This window comes from Kitasatospora sp. NPDC023120, from assembly GCF_055560835.1.
Map to the genome: position 1 here is coordinate 68,186 of NZ_JBVHHY010000021.1, position 13,889 is coordinate 82,074.

11 protein-coding genes and 1 pseudogene are annotated in these 13,889 nt (G+C 73.5%); 2 read left to right on the forward strand and 10 right to left on the reverse strand.

Going from position 1 to position 13,889, the window contains the following annotated elements; genetic code table 11:
* Window positions 1-24 precede the first annotated feature (24 nt).
* Window positions 25-315: a hypothetical protein gene (locus tag ACZ3TI_RS28430; protein ID WP_465731044.1), complete on the forward strand. Its 291-nt coding sequence runs from the start codon at window positions 25-27 to the stop codon at window positions 313-315.
* Window positions 316-359: 44 nt separating this feature from the next.
* Window positions 360-1,430, forward strand: a complete 1,071-nt coding sequence (locus ACZ3TI_RS28435; RefSeq protein WP_465731209.1) for a bile acid:sodium symporter family protein — start codon at window positions 360-362, stop codon at window positions 1,428-1,430.
* On the opposite strand, the gene ACZ3TI_RS28440 is transcribed toward ACZ3TI_RS28435, so the two are convergent.
* The 10 genes and pseudogenes from ACZ3TI_RS28440 to ACZ3TI_RS28485 all read right to left on the reverse strand — a co-directional run bounded on the left by ACZ3TI_RS28440 (window position 1,396) and on the right by ACZ3TI_RS28485 (window position 13,783).
* Complete coding sequence (locus ACZ3TI_RS28440; RefSeq protein WP_465731046.1) at window positions 1,396-1,860, reverse strand: hypothetical protein; 465 nt, start codon at window positions 1,858-1,860, stop codon at window positions 1,396-1,398. The genes ACZ3TI_RS28435 and ACZ3TI_RS28440 overlap by 35 nt on opposite strands.
* Before the next feature lie 133 nt (window positions 1,861-1,993).
* Window positions 1,994-2,902, reverse strand: a complete 909-nt coding sequence (locus ACZ3TI_RS28445) for a hypothetical protein (RefSeq protein ID WP_465731048.1) — start codon at window positions 2,900-2,902, stop codon at window positions 1,994-1,996.
* Complete coding sequence (locus ACZ3TI_RS28450; RefSeq protein WP_465731050.1) at window positions 2,902-6,024, reverse strand: efflux RND transporter permease subunit; 3,123 nt, start codon at window positions 6,022-6,024, stop codon at window positions 2,902-2,904. Before ACZ3TI_RS28450 ends, ACZ3TI_RS28445 begins: the two co-directional genes overlap by 1 nt.
* Window positions 6,025-6,146: 122 nt before the next feature.
* Entirely contained in the window at window positions 6,147-6,581 is a 435-nt protein-coding gene (locus tag ACZ3TI_RS28455; protein ID WP_465731052.1) for a hypothetical protein, read from the reverse strand.
* A 1-nt stretch (window position 6,582) separates the two neighbouring features.
* Window positions 6,583-9,678 (reverse strand): efflux RND transporter permease subunit, encoded by a 3,096-nt coding sequence (locus ACZ3TI_RS28460; protein ID WP_465731054.1) that lies wholly within the window; start codon window positions 9,676-9,678, stop codon window positions 6,583-6,585.
* 176 nt (window positions 9,679-9,854) lie between these two features.
* Entirely contained in the window at window positions 9,855-10,697 is an 843-nt protein-coding gene (locus tag ACZ3TI_RS28465) for a hypothetical protein (RefSeq protein WP_465731056.1), read from the reverse strand.
* A gap of 68 nt (window positions 10,698-10,765) precedes the next feature.
* Window positions 10,766-11,224: a GMC oxidoreductase gene (locus tag ACZ3TI_RS28470; RefSeq protein WP_465731058.1), complete on the reverse strand. Its 459-nt coding sequence runs from the start codon at window positions 11,222-11,224 to the stop codon at window positions 10,766-10,768.
* Between the two features lie 682 nt (window positions 11,225-11,906).
* A pseudogene (locus ACZ3TI_RS28475) lies at window positions 11,907-12,029 on the reverse strand (hypothetical protein); the annotation flags it as partial.
* Window positions 12,026-12,448 carry a hypothetical protein gene (locus tag ACZ3TI_RS28480; protein WP_465731060.1) on the reverse strand — a complete coding sequence of 141 codons (423 nt, stop codon included), beginning with the start codon at window positions 12,446-12,448 and terminating at the stop codon, window positions 12,026-12,028. The pseudogene ACZ3TI_RS28475 and the gene ACZ3TI_RS28480, both read right to left, overlap by 4 nt.
* A 288-nt stretch (window positions 12,449-12,736) precedes the next feature.
* Window positions 12,737-13,783, reverse strand: coding sequence for a TIGR03617 family F420-dependent LLM class oxidoreductase (locus tag ACZ3TI_RS28485; RefSeq protein ID WP_465731062.1), 1,047 nt, complete (start codon window positions 13,781-13,783; stop codon window positions 12,737-12,739).
* Window positions 13,784-13,889: the final 106 nt, after the last annotated feature.

Consider the following 13,889-nt stretch of genomic DNA (forward strand, 5'->3'; position numbering starts at 1 on the left):
GCGTCCGCCACCCTGCGGTCCTGCGTGTCCCGGTCCTGGGTGCCGGCGCTGGCCGGGGTCTGCGTGCTGTTCATGGGCGGTGCCGCCCCCGCGGCGGCCTCGGGTGGTCCGATCACGGTGGTGGTAGTGGACAACTCCAACGCCGACTCCTGGCTGGAGATCGACCGGACGGCCAACCTCCAGAACGGCAGCGGCTCGGCGGGCAGCGACCACGACGGTACGGGCTCGCTGGTGGGCGGCCTGCTGGGGCAAGCCCTGGGTCCGGGGTCATCGCCCGCGCCGACGCTCCGCCCGGTGGCGGGAGGCGGCCCGTGACGGCCCGATCGACGCGATCCGAGGAGCGCTCGGACGGGCTCCGCATGCGCCCGCCGCTGACTCGCCGCCGGCTCCTTCGCCGACCCCGGCCGCAGCGAGCGCTGCCGCGCCGGCTCGACCCGTACCTGACGGCACTGGTGGGGACGGTCGGTCTGGCCGCGCTGTTCCCGGCCTCGGGCGGGTCGGCCCGGATCGCCGAGGCGGCCTGCGACCTCGCGGTGGCGCTGCTGTTCTTCCTCTACGGCGCCCGTCTCTCCACCCGCGAGACGCTGGCCGGCCTGCGCCACCTGCCGCTGCACGGGCTGGTGCTGGCCGCCACCTTCGGCCTCTTCCCGCTGCTCGGGCTGGCCTCCGCGCTGCTCACGCCGGTTCCCCTGACCGGGCAGCTACAGACCGGCGTGCTGTTCCTCTGCCTGGTGCCTTCGACGGTGCAGTCCTCGGTAGCGCTCACCGGCGCCGCCGGGGGCGACGTCCCGGCGGCGATCTGCGCGGGCACGTACTCCAGCCTGGCTGGGCTGGTCCTCACCCCGCTGCTGGCGGCCTGGCTGCTGGGCTCGCACACCGGGCTGTCCGCCGACGGGCTGCTGCGGATCGGGCTGCAGCTGCTCGCGCCCTTCCTGCTGGGGCAGGTGCTGCGGCCGTGGCTCGGCGGTCTCCTGGCCCGTCACAAACGGGTGCTGACCCCGGTGGACCGCGGTTCGATCCTGCTCGTCGTCTACACGGCGTTCAGCGCGGCGGTGGCCCAGGGTATCTGGCGCCTGGCGACGCCACTCGCCCTGCTCGGTCTCCTCGCGGTGCTGCTCGCCCTGCTCGCCGCCGCCCTGGCGGCCACCGGGCTCGCGGCCCGGCTGCTGGGGCTCGACCGGCCGGCCCGCATCGCCGCGGTGCTCTGCGGATCGCAGAAGAGCCTGGCCAACGGTCTGCCGATGGCCACCGTCCTGTTCGGACCGGAGGCAGGGCTGCTGGTGCTGCCGCTGATGCTCTACCACCAACTGCAGTTGATGGTCGGCACGGTCCTCGCCGACCGCTGGTCCCGGGCCCCGGCCGTCGCCCGCGAGGGTGGACTGGAATCGGGCGGGCTCACCGGTCCCGGCGCCCCGCCAGTGCCCGGGTGATCCCCCGGCGCAGCCAGGTCGAGGCCCCGGGCAGGTGCCCCAGCCAGTGCAGCCGCTCGGCCGTCGGTTCCGGCCGTCGGGCCAGCTCCAGCACCGCCGCGTACGGGCGGTCGCCCTCCCGCAGGCGCACGGCCACCAGGTCGAACAGCCCGTCCAGAGCCGCACCGGTGAGGGCGGGGTGGGCGGCGAGCAGCCGCAGCAGGCAGTTGTCGTTCCAGGTGCTGTGGCGCCGGGTGGACAGCGCGACCAGCACATCGGCGGGCGCGGCGGGGTTGCGGGCGATCGCGTGCCAGACGAACGGGTACTCGGCCACGGCGAGCCGGCGCAGCACCTGCGGGTTCGAGGTCCACTCGGCCAGCCGGCGGTAGTCCCCGCCGTCGTGCAGGTGGTGCAGCGCCTCGGTGTCGTCCTGCTGGTGGGTGTCGTCCATCTCGAGGCGTCACCCTAAGGCCGACAGGGCCGCGCCGGGCCCGGGCCCGGCGCGGTGGCGGTGCGGGACCGACACCCGCCCGGACCGCGCCGGCACCCGGCTCCTACGCGGAGACTGCGCGGCTCCTCCGCGGCTACTGCGCCGGCGGGGTGAGCCCCCAGACGTCGGGGCTGACCCGGCGGCGTCCGCGGGTGTCCATCGCCAGGGCCTCCCGGTTCATCCTGGCCAGCTCGGTGGAGGAGAGCTGCCGAACACTCGTCAGGGACAGCGCCTCGGGGTTGTTCTCCTGACCCTCGGGGGCGGCCCGGAGCAGGCCCACGCCCGGGGCGTAGAACTTCAGCTGGTGCCCGCCGGACGGGTCGAGGGGAGCCCACTCGTCGACCACCAGGACGCCGTCGAAGGAGCCGGCGGGGACGGTGAGCTGCTGTCCGGTCCGGAGCACCTGGGCGCAGTCCCGGAACTGGATCGACGGGGCGTCGCCCTGGTCGTACGGGGGCGTCTGGGTGCGGGGCCTGGCGAGCATGGCGATGCCCGCGTGGCTGCCCTTGATGCCGGAGGCCCAGGTGGCGGGGGCCCCGACGAGCTTGCCGTGCTCGTACACCTCGGGGTACTCGGCGAGCCCCCACACGGTGCCGCGCCAGTCCTGGGCGAAGATCGCGAGTTCGTCCTCCTCGATCCGGCCCGTCTCGCCGAGGTCCTGGTCGCGGACGACGACTCCGGTGACGCCGTCGATGCGCTTGGTCAGGCCGGTGACGGTGCTGACCACGGTGTGCGGAACGCCGTCCACGTTGCCCTGGAGCGTCAACTGGGTGCCGGGGGCGAGTGGGAGGAAGCGGTTGTCGACGTGCGGTTGGGCCGGGAACGACTGGCGCGGCAGCGGGGGCGGGGGCCCGCAGTCGGGCGTGGCCTGCCGGGGCGTGGCGGCACCGGTTGCCGTCCTGGCCGCCGCACTGGCCGCACCGGCGGCCGGGACGGTGCCGAGCAGGAGGAGGACGGTGCCGGCGGCGGCCAGCACGGCGCTTCTCGGGCCACGACGTTTCATCAAGTGCTCCTTTGCACAGGGGTTTTGGGCTTGCGGTGCCCGAATCTGAGGTAGAGCGAGGGCACGACGAGGAGGTTGAGCATGGTGGAGGTGGCGAGACCGCCGAGGACCACCCAGGCCAGCGGGTACTCGATCTCATGGCCAGGCCGGTTCCCGAGGGCGACCAGGGGCAGCACGGCGAGGCCGGTGGCCAGCGAGGTCATCAGGATCGGCGCGAGCCGCTCCCGCGCCCCGCGCAGGACGAGGGCGGGGCCGAAGGCCTCGCCCTCGTACCGTTCCAGGTGCTGGCAGTGGTTGATGAGCAGGATGCCGTTGCGGGCGGCGATCCCGAACACGGTGAAGAAACCGACCAGCGAGCCGAGCGAGATGACTCCGCCGCCGATCCACGCGGCGAGCGCGCCGCCGGCGAGGGCCATCGGGAGCGTGAGGAAGGAGAGCAGGGCCAGCCGCCAGCTGCGGAAGGAGACCTGGAGCAGTAGCAGGATCGCCACGCCCGCGATCGCGGCGTTGCGCAGGAGGTCACGCTGGGCGGCCTGGCGTTCCTGGTACTCGCCCTGGAACTCGGCGTGGTAGCCGCGCGGCAGCTCGACCTCGTCGACAGCCCGCTGTGCCTCGCGGACGACGGTGCCGAGGTCCCGACCGCGGACGTTGGCGGAGACGTCGATGCGCCGCGAGCCGTTGTTCCGCTCAATCAGGTTGGGCACGGGCTGCACGCTGACCTTGGCGACGTCGCCGAGCCGGACGACCTGGCCCGCCGGGGTGTTGATCGGCAGGTTGCCGATCGCGTCGACGCTGCCGCGGGTCTCGGGGGTGCTCCAGACGACGGTGTCGTAGGCCTTGCCGTCCCGGAAGATGTCGCCGACCTCCTCGCCCGCCACCAGGGTGGCCGCGGCCCGGCGGATGTCACCGGGCTTGAGCTGGTACTGGGCGGCCTTGGCGAGGTCGACCTCGACCTGGATCTGGGGTTCGTCCACCTGCAGGTCGGTGTGGTCGTCGACGATCCCGGGGATGGCGGCGATCCGGTGCTGGATCTCGGCCGCCTTCTCCCGCAGGACGCTCTGGTCCTCGCCGAAGAGACGGATCACGACCGGCTCCTTGCCCCCGCTGAGGACCTCCTGGATCCGCTCGTTCAGGTAGGTCAGCGTGTCGTGGTAGACGCCCGGGTAGCGGTCCACGACGGCTCGGACCGCCTCGAGGGTGCGGTCGTAGTCGGCGTGCGGGTCGATGCTGATCCAGTTCTCGGAGAAGTTGACGCCGACGATCTCCTCGCCCTGGAAGGCCTGACCGATGTGGGTGCCGAAGCTGTCGCGGACTCCGGGGATGGCCCGCAGGTCGGCGCTGAGCAGCTTGGTCAGCCGGGTCTGTTCCTCCACCGAGGTGCCCGGAGTGCTGATCAGGTGGATCAGCAGGCTCCGCTCCTTGAAGGTGGGGAAGAGCTCCTGGCCCAGCCGCGGCACCACGAGGCCGGCGGCGAGCACCAGCAGGGCGGAGACCACGTAGGCGGCGCGCGGCCGTCGCAGGATCCGCGAGAGCACGGCGGTGTAGGCGCGCTGGACGGACCGCATCAGCGGCGAGAAGCGCCGTTCCACCCGGGCCCGGCGCAGCAGGATCAGCGACAGCGCGGGCGTGACGGTCAGTGCGACCAGCATCGACGCGACGATGGCCAGGGTGTAGGAGACGGCGAGCGGGCGGAAGAACGCACCGGTCAGCCCCTCCAGCAGGAAGACCGGGACGGCGGCCGCGACGATGATGAGGGTCGCGTAGACGATCGGGCTCCGGACCTCGAGCGAGGCGTTGAGGATGACCCTGGCGATCGGCTCGTCGGAGCCCGTTCTCCGGCGCTCGCGCAGCCGTCTGAGGATGTTCTCCACGTCGATGATCGCGTCGTCCACCACCGCGCCGAGGGCGATCACCAGGCCGGCCAGCGTCATCGTGTTGATGGTGGCGCCCGTCCGGTGCAGCACCCAGATGGCGGCGGTGAGCGAGAGCGGGATGGTCAGCACGCTGATCAGCACCACCCGCCACTCGAAGAGGAAGGCCATCAGGATCAGCAGGACCAGCAGGAAGCCGAGGACCAGGGCCTGGGTGAGGTTGTGGATCGCGGTCTCGATGAAGGAGGACTGGCGGAACACCGTGGTGTCGAAGGCGATGCCGGGCAGTCCGGGCTGCAGTTCCTTGATCGCGTCGTCGATGCCCTTGCTGATCTGCAGCGTGTTGCCCCAGGGCAGCTTCTCGACGACCAGCAGCAGTCCGGGGCCGTCGCCGACCACCGCGTCGCCGATCAGCGGCTGGTGGTCCTCCTTCACCTGCGCGACGTCGCCGAGCAGCGTCAGCTGCCCGTTCTTCGCCGGCACCGGCACCTTGGCGAGGTCCTGGGGGGTGACGATCGGCAGGACGTGCCGGACCGGGATGCGCTGGTTCGGGTTCTCGAAGAAGCCGCCCGCGCCGATGACCGATCCGTTGGAGAACCGCAGCAGGCCGGAGTCGACCGAGTCGGCGGTCACCTCCATGACGCTGTCCAGCGGGACGCCGCGGTCCTGCATCTTCGCCGGGTCGACCTGGACGGTCATCAGCTGCAGCCGCTCGCCCCAGATGGCCACGTTCGCGACGCCGGGCACGCGCAGCAGGCGGGACCTGATCTCCCAGTAGGCGGTCATCGACATCGTGACCAGCGAGTGGTCGCGGGAGGACATGCCGATCTGGACCACCCGGCTGGTCGCCGAGACCGGCGGCAGCATCACCGGCGGGCTGGCCCAGGTCGGCAGGCTGGAGGTGACCTGGGCCAGCCGTTCCTGGACCAGCTGACGGGCCTGCAGCAGATCGGTGCCGTCGTGGAAGACCAGTTGGACCGAGGACAGCTGCGGCACCGACTTGGAGCGCAGCTCGTGCAGGCCCGCGATGCCGTTCAGCGCCTGCTCGACCGGGACGGTCACCAGGGACTCCACGTCCGTGGTCGACAGGCCCAGGGCGATCGTCTGCACCTCCACCTGCGGCGGCGCGAACTCCGGGAAGACGTCCACCCGGGCCTTGGGGATCTGCGCGACGCCGATCGCCATCATGGCAGCGGCCAGTGCCACCACCAGGTAGCGGAAGCGCAGGCTGGTGGCGACGAGCCAGCGCATCAGCGTGTGCCGCTCCTCGCCGAAACCGGTCGGACCGCCGGCGCCGGTAGGGCCGCCGGTACCGGCAGGGCCGCCGGCGCCGGTGGGGCCCGCGCCAGTGGGGTCCGCACCGGTGGGGCCGGTCACTGCTCACCCCCCACGCCGAGTTCGGCGCCCAGCAGTTCGGCCGCCCCGACCGTCACCACCCGGGTGCCGGCCGGCGGTCCCGAGGTGAGCACCACGTTGTCGCCGATGACCGCGCCCAGCTCCACCTTGGTGCGGACGTAGCGCAGCGGCTCGGGGTCGGTGTAGACCCAGGTGCTGCCGTCCTCGCGGAACAGGACCGCGCTCAGCGGCACGCCGGGCTGCCCGGACGCCAGGACGGTCACCGGGGTGGTGGCGATGCCGATCCGCTTGGCCGCGTCGTCGGTCAGCTGGACGGCCAGCTCGTTCGTCGCCGGGTCGGTGACGACCGTGGCGGGCGTGTCGGCGGTGCTCCCCCCGGAGGAGTCGGACGAACAGGCGGGAAGGACGGCGAGCGCGGCCAGCAGGAGGGCGGCGGGAAGGTGGCGTCGCATCTCAGATCCCGTCCGCTGCGTCGTCGCGGGTGCCCGGCCCGATGCGGAGGTAGAGGGCGGGCAGCACGACCAGGGCGAGCAGGGCGGTCGTGAGCAGTCCGCCGAGCGCGACCACGGCCAGCGGATGCAGCACCTCCAGGCCGGCGACCGGCCCCACGACGGCTGCCGGCAGCAGCACCGCCGCCGTGGCCAGGGCGGTGAGCAGCACGCTGCCGGCCCGGGCCCGGGCGACCGCCACCACCCCGTCCGCCGTGGGCGGTCCGGCGGCCTGGAGGTCGCGGACGACCAGGACGACCGCCCGCACGGCGAACACCAGCACCAGCAGCAGCCCGGCCAGCGCGCCCGCCGACATCACCCCGCCGACCGCGTAGGCCGTCAGGACCCCGCCCGCACCGGCGAGCGGCAGGAGCACCAGCGCCAGCCCGGCCAGCCGCCAGCTGCGGAAGGCGGCCTGGAACAGCAGCAGGAAGGCCACCAGCACGGCCGCGGCGATCAGCCCCGTCACCAGGTCCCGGTGCTGCTGGTCGGCGGTGTCGCTGTACACCTCGGCGTGGTACTCGTACGGCATGGCGAGCTGCCGGACCTTGTCCCGCACTTCGGTGAGCACCGCGGGGAGGTCCCGCCCCCGGACGTCGGCGGTGACGTCCAGGCTGCGTGAGGTGCCGTCATGGGTGACGACGGCCGGGAAGGGCGCGATCCGCACGGAGGCGACGTCACCGAGCCGGACCTGCCCGCCGTCCGGGGTGTCGATCGGCAGTTCCTGCACCTTGTCCGGGGAGCTGCGGGTCTCCGGCGTGCCGATCACCACCACGTCGTAGACCTGCTGGTTCTGGTAGAAGCTGCCGACGGGCAGTCCGGCGAAGACGGTGGCCGTCATGCGCCGGACGTCTCCCGGCTTGATCCCGTACCGCTGGGCCGCCGCCAGGTCGACCTTGACCTCGATGGTCGGCTGCTCGGCGGGGAGCGGGACGCGCGTGTCCTCGATGCCGGGGACGCCGGCGATCGCCTTGCGCACCTCCTCGGCCCTGCCGCGCAGCGTCTCCAGGTCCGGTCCGTAGACGCGCACCACGACCGGGGCGGTGGTGTCGTGCCGGGTGCCGACCGCGTCCACCCGCTCCTCCTCGTACGTCACCACGCGGGTGCTCACGCCGGGGTAGTCCCGGACGGCCCGCTCGATCCGGTCGACGGCCGGCCCGTAGTCGGCGTCGCCCTGGATGGTGACCCACAGCTCGGCGGCATCCACGTTGTCGGTCCGGTCGGAGGTGACGGCCCGTCCGACGTGCGCTCCGACGCTGCGGACCCCGGGCAGGGCGCGGAGCCGCTCGGCCACGCCGGCGCTGGTCCGGCTCATCTCGGGCAGGGAGGTGCCGGGCGCGGCCTGCAGCTGGACCAGCAGCTCCCGGTCGTGCGGGGTGGGGATCAGCCCCTTGCCACCGAGCTGGGGCACGACGGCGACCGCGGCGAGGACGAGCACGGCGACGACGCTCGCCAGCGCCGCGCCCCGGTCCACGACGGCGTGCGCGCAGCGGTCGAACAGCTGGCCGGAGGCCTGCGCCGGGCGCCGCGGCCGCACCCGCTCCCCGGGGAGCAGAAAGGCCCCCAGGGCGGGCGTGACGACGAGCGCGACGACCGCGGAGACCGCCACCGCGAGCATGTACGACAGCACCAGCGGACGGGTGAAGGCCCCGCCCACGCCGGTCAGCGAGAGCAGCGGCAACGCCGCCAGCAGCACGATCAGTGTCGCGTACAGCGCGGGGCCGCGGACGGTGGCCGAGGCCTCCACCACGACGGAGAGCGCGGACCGCCCGTCGTGGGGCTCGCGCAACCGCCGCCGGACGGTCTGCACGTCGGTGATCGCGTCGTCGATCACCGCGACGAGCGCCACGGCGAGCCCGGCGACCAGCATCAGGTCGAGTGACGCCCCGCGCGCGTGGAGCACGAGCAGCGCGGTCAGCAGGGAGGTGGTGAGCGAGACCAGACCGACCAGGGCGGCCCGCCACGAGCGGAACCACAGCGCCACCACCGCGACGAACAGCACCAGCCCGAGCAGCGCCCACAGACCGACGTTGCGGGCCACCGCGTCGAGGTAGCTCGCCGGCCGGTAGAGGGTGGAGTCCACGCTCACCCCCGCCAGTCCGGGCTTGAGCGCCTCCAGCGCGTCGTCCACCTCCCGGGTGAGCGTACGGGTGTCCGCGTCCGGGAGCTGCTCCACGACCAGCATGACGCCGACGCCGTCGGGGAGCACCGCGTCGCCGATGAGCGGCTGGTTGCCCTGCTGAACGGTGCTCACGTCGCCCAGCCGCAGGGCCTGGCCGGTCGTGCCCTCCAGGCTCACCTGGGCCAGGTCCTGCGGGGTGGTGATCGGCAGCACGTGCTGGATGGAGAACCGCTGGCTGGAGGTGTCGATGAAGCCGCCGGTCCCCGGCGTGGAGGCCTCGACGAAGGTCAACGGGGACACCCACATCGCGTTGCCGGCGGTGGTGACCACCTGGTCCAGGCCCACCTGCTTGGCGTGCAGCTGCGCCGGGTCGACCTGGACCTGCAGCTGCCGGTCGCGCTGGCCCCAGATGACCACGTTCGCGACGCCGGGGATGCCCGCCAGCCGGGGTTTGATCTTCCACCGCGCCAGGGTGGACAGCTCGGGCCCGGAGATCTCCTTCGAGGAGAGCGCGATCATCATCGCCCGGCTGGTCGAGGACATCGGCTGGATCATCACCGGCGGGGTGCCGACGTTGGGCAGCGCCCGGGACTGGGTGAGCCGCTCCTGGACGACCTGCCGGGCGCGCAGCATGTCGGTGCCGGGCTGGAAGATCAGGTCGATGGCCGAGAGCCCGGGCCCCGACGCCGAGCGCAGCCGGTCCAGCCAGGGCACGCCGATCAGCAGGTCCTGCTCCAGCGGCACGGTGACCAGCTGCTCCACCTCGGCGGCGGACAGCCCGGGGGCTTCGGTCTGGATCTGCACCAGCGTCGGGGTGAACTGCGGGAAGACCTCCACCCGGGTGTGCGGCAGGTTCAGCAGACCGAGCGCCAGCAACAGAACGACGGCCCCGGCCACCAGCACCCGGAACCGCACGCTGAGCCGAAGGATTCTGCGCATCAATGCCTCGCGGTCGCCGTCCGGTCCGATGGCGCACCGTCACCCGCACACGTCGGCGACGAACGGTGGCGCACCGCGCCTGTCTGGCGACCAGCCTCAGCGCGCTCCGGACGCGCCGCAACCGCAGAGCCGGGCCGGGGAGCCGACCGGATGACCGGGCGGCCGCGGGCCCGCCGTCAGCGGATGTAGTAGGCCCGGTTGTGGGCGGCGACCGGCGGGGACTGGTAGGTCCAGACCCCGGCGGCCGGGGCGTCGGCGATCAGACGGGCGAGGTCGCGGGCGGACTCCTCAGCGGGGTTGCCGAGGTCGAGCCGGACGCGGTCGGCGGTGCGGTCGTCCAGGGCGTAGTAGCGGTAGGGCTGGTACACGTTGAGCGGACCGGCGAGCAGCCTGCCCTCGTCGTCGGTGCCGTAGCCGGTGATCGGGGTGTTGTTGACCGATTCGGGAGTGAGGCCCACCAGGTCGACGTCCAGGGCGAGGAGTTCCTCCTCGTGGCGCTCCAGCCCGTCGGACCCGAGGGTGGCGCGGCGACAGGAGACGGACCAGCGTTCGCGGACGGCGGGCGCGTTGAGGGAGGGCAGTGTGCTCTCGAACCAGCCCGGGTGCTTGGGCTCGGCGTAGAGCCGGCGCCCGGCGTCGATGGCGAGCGGATTGTCGCAGAGCACATGCAGCCGGGCGATGCCGAGCAGCTTGGTCTGGTCGTAACCCCGGGCGTACTGGCCGTAGTTGAGCGCCGGGATCCGGTCCTCGGCGAACAGCGGATGGGCGATCAGGTTGATCTCCAGCTCCTGGGTGATGCCGCCGCCGTTCGGGTACTGGGCGAAGTAGAGCTGGTAGTTGAGCGACACGCAGGCCCCGCCGTCGAAGGCGGCGACGTTCAGCCCCGGGTGGCGCTTGCCGAGCACCTCGCGCGCCCGCTCTCGGTCGACCAGGTAGTCGACGCCGATGTTGTGCAGCGCGCCGTAGTGGAAGGGCAGGTGGTAGGGCTCCGGTACGGGCGGCAGGGGCAGGCCGGTCATGAGTGCTCCGAGGGCGAAGGGGATCCGGGTGTACGGGCGGTGGAGGGGTTGTCACCCTGCCGGGTTCGTCACGGCTGAAGGGGCGTGACGACTGCCGGCCGGTGCAGGTCCAGCAGGTCCCGGTGCATCCGCTCGGCGCTGCGCAGCGCCAGGGCGGCCATGGTGAGCGAGGGGTTGGAGGTGCCGAGCGAGGGCATCGAGCCGCAGCCGACGGCGTACAGGTTGGGGTGGTCCCAGCAGCGCTGCCAGTGGTCGACCACGGAGGTGGCGGGCGAGTCGCCCATGAGGTGGGTACCGCCGGCGTGGCCCGCGCCCCGGTAGCCGTGGACGGTTCCCCGGTGCTCCAGCCGTCCCGGCCAGCCGACCGCGGGGTACGCGGTGTGGTCCTCGGCGCCGAGCAGGGCGAAGAGCTGGTCGGAGACGGCCCGGGCGGAAGCCATGCCCTCGCGGACGTAGTCGGAGAGGTCGTAGCGGACGGCGGGCACGGGCAGGCCCAGCGGGTCGCGCCGGTCCGGGTCGAGGGTCACCCGGTTGGCCGGGTCGGCGGGCTGCTCCAGCTCGAACTGGAGGGAGAACTGGCGGCTGGACGCAGCCGGCGCTGCCCGCGCAGAGCGGTCCGTCGGCGGAGCCGGGGCGGGTCGGCACCCCGTTGCGGGCGTGCGGGGTGCCGGTGACGGCGAGCCGGGCGGGTTCCGGTAGGGCGGGGTCGCGGACGGACCGGCCGTCGAGCGCGTCGGCGAGCTGCCGGTCGAGGAAGCTCGCCGGGATGGCCCGCATCGGGAAGGCGTAGTCGTCCGGGATGGGCAGTCCGACGGCGCTGCGCTGCTCCTCGGCGTCGGCGGCGACGCCCAGCTCGCGTTCGGCGGCTCGGTAGTGCGGCTCCAGGTCGTGGTAGCCGATCGGCCAGTTGCGGCCGTGCCCGAGGTCGCCGGTGCGGAAGTCCTCGGGGTGCATGCGCGGGGTGAGCCCGGTCCAGAGCAGGCCGGTGCCGCCGTTGGCGCGCAGGTAGCCGCTGGCGTAGGGCAGCGGGCCGTACTGGCGGAGGTGTCCGGTGGCGGTGAAGCCGCCGTCGGGCAGGCCGGTGAGGTCGCTGACGTCGGGTGACGGTGCCTCGGGGCTGTGCGGGTAGGGCGAGGTGGGCGGTCCGCCGCCGGCGGCGCGGTGGGCGGCGGAGGCTTCGGCTCCGGTGGGCGCGGCCCGTCCGGCCTCCAGGACGAGCACCCGCCGGCCCTGCGCGCCGAGGTGGTGGGCGACCAGCGTTCCGGCGAAGCCCGCGCCGACCACGACGGCGTCCCAGTGCGTTTCCGAATGCGTTTCCGAATGCGTGCTCATCGGGCCTCGCCTCCCCGGGGCTCCCGGCCGCTGGGGTGCGCGCCGGGTTCCGCGCCCAGGGGTGCCTCGGCCCAGCTGCCGTGCCCGGGGGCGGCGCCGGGCGGGGTGGCCCGGAAGGTCCGCCAGACCAGGCCCTGGTCGTGGGCGCGGGCGGAGCTGGGTGCCTCGCCGGGCCAGGCGCCGACGTACCAGAGGTGGACGAGGGCGTGCTCGTCGCGGACCCGGTGGGCCAGCACGGTGCGGTGGTGCTCCTCCGCCATGCCGGTGGCACGCAGCTCGGGGACGTCGAAGCCGGTGAGTTCGGCGCAGACGCGCAGGAACTCGTCCGGGTCGGCCAATTCGTCGACCTCGGCGGCCTGGACGGGATCCCAGCGCTCCGCCAGGTCGTAGTCGGCCGGACGATCCTCGGACACGGACACGCGGGCACCCCACGATCGGCAGCGGACGGCCACGGAAGCGGTGACCGGGCGACGGAGGTCCGGGCATCGGGTGGCCAAGACATGACAGGTACGGAGGGCCGCACCTCGTCGCGCGGCCGGATCTGCCGTCGTGATCCTGCCGCCGGCGCTCACCGCCGGAAACCCGTTGCCCGAATCTGCCCGGACTTGATCACCTGCTGCCCGGTCGACCGCCTTTCACCTTCGCCGGGCGACCGATTCCGCTCGGTGGCGGTCGGCACGGCAGTCAGCGGATCGGTCAGCGGGCGGTCAGTCCAGGGCGCGCACCGCCTCCAGCACGTCCAGCCCCAGCTCCGGGTCGGCGTCCTCGGGCAAGCTGACGGAGAGCCGGGTGACCAGGCCCGCGTACCGGCGGCGGAGCTCCCGGGCGACCTCCTCGACCGAGCCGGACACCGCGAAGGTGTCGAACACCTCGTCGTCGATCAGCGCGGCCATCTCCGCCCAGCGCCCGCGCACCGAGTGGGTGTGCAGCTCCTCCTGCAGCCCCTCCCACCCGTGCTGCGCCAGCACCGGGCGGTAGGCCGGCGTGGAGGCGTAGAAGGCGAGCCGCTCACGCGTCGCGGCCCGGTTGGCCGCCAGCTCCTCCTCGGTGCGCCCGGCGGCGGTGAGGACGTTGCCGACGATCTCGAACGGGCGCCGCGTCCACCCGGCCCCCTCCGCCTCGGACCGCGCCCGCTCCTCGGTCAGGCCGGGCAGCACCTGCTCGGCCAGGTACGCGGTGGAGGAGAACGGGTGGCTGAGGAAGCCGTCGGCGACCGCCCCGGCGGTGCGGGTCATCAGCGGCCCGACGCCAGCGAGCAGGATCCGCGGCACCCCGGCCGGGACGGGGTCGGGCGAGAAGACCGGGGTCATCACCGTGTGGGTGTAGAACTCGCCCCGGAAGCGCAGCCGTTCGCCGGTCTGCCAGCTGTGCCAGATCGCCCGCACCGCGTGCACGTACTCGCGCATCCGGGCGGCCGGACGGTCCCAGGGCATTCCGAAGCGCTTCTCGACGTGCGGCTTGACCTGCGAGCCCAGCCCGATGACGGCCCGTCCGCCGGAGGCCGCGTGCAGCCCCCAGGCCTGGTAGGCCAGCGTCATCGGGGTGCGGGCGAAGGCCACCGCGATGCCGGTGGCGAGTTCGATCGAGGTGGTCCGGTCGGCGGCGCGGGCGAGCTGGAGGAACGGGTCGTACGCGGTCTCGGCGACCACCAGCCGGTCCATGCCGCGGCGTTCGGCCTGCTCGGCGGCGTCCAGGATCCCGGCCGGGTGTCCGGAGGCGGTGGCGTCGAGGCGGAAGGCGGCGGGTCGGTCCATGCGGTGCTCCTGGTCGCGGGCTGCGGTGCTACCGGGGTAGCCTGCCACGCCGTCGGCACCGCCACCGCAACGGACGCCAGGCCCTCTCTTTCGGATCTTGGCGTGC

Bases quoted from the DNA above. Each gene is read 5' to 3' on its own strand.
- ACZ3TI_RS28435 (WP_465731209.1), top strand. From the start codon at position 360: ATGCGCCCGCCGCTGACTCGCCGCCGGCTCCTTCGCCGACCCCGGCCG.
- ACZ3TI_RS28440 (WP_465731046.1), bottom strand. From the start codon at position 1,860: ATGGACGACACCCACCAGCAGGACGACACCGAGGCGCTGCACCACCTG.
- ACZ3TI_RS28445 (WP_465731048.1), bottom strand. From the start codon at position 2,902: ATGAAACGTCGTGGCCCGAGAAGCGCCGTGCTGGCCGCCGCCGGCACC.
- ACZ3TI_RS28450 (WP_465731050.1), bottom strand. From the start codon at position 6,024: ATGCGCTGGCTCGTCGCCACCAGCCTGCGCTTCCGCTACCTGGTGGTG.
- ACZ3TI_RS28455 (WP_465731052.1), bottom strand. From the start codon at position 6,581: ATGCGACGCCACCTTCCCGCCGCCCTCCTGCTGGCCGCGCTCGCCGTC.
- ACZ3TI_RS28460 (WP_465731054.1), bottom strand. From the start codon at position 9,678: ATGCGCAGAATCCTTCGGCTCAGCGTGCGGTTCCGGGTGCTGGTGGCC.
- ACZ3TI_RS28465 (WP_465731056.1), bottom strand. From the start codon at position 10,697: ATGACCGGCCTGCCCCTGCCGCCCGTACCGGAGCCCTACCACCTGCCC.
- ACZ3TI_RS28485 (WP_465731062.1), bottom strand. From the start codon at position 13,783: ATGGACCGACCCGCCGCCTTCCGCCTCGACGCCACCGCCTCCGGACAC.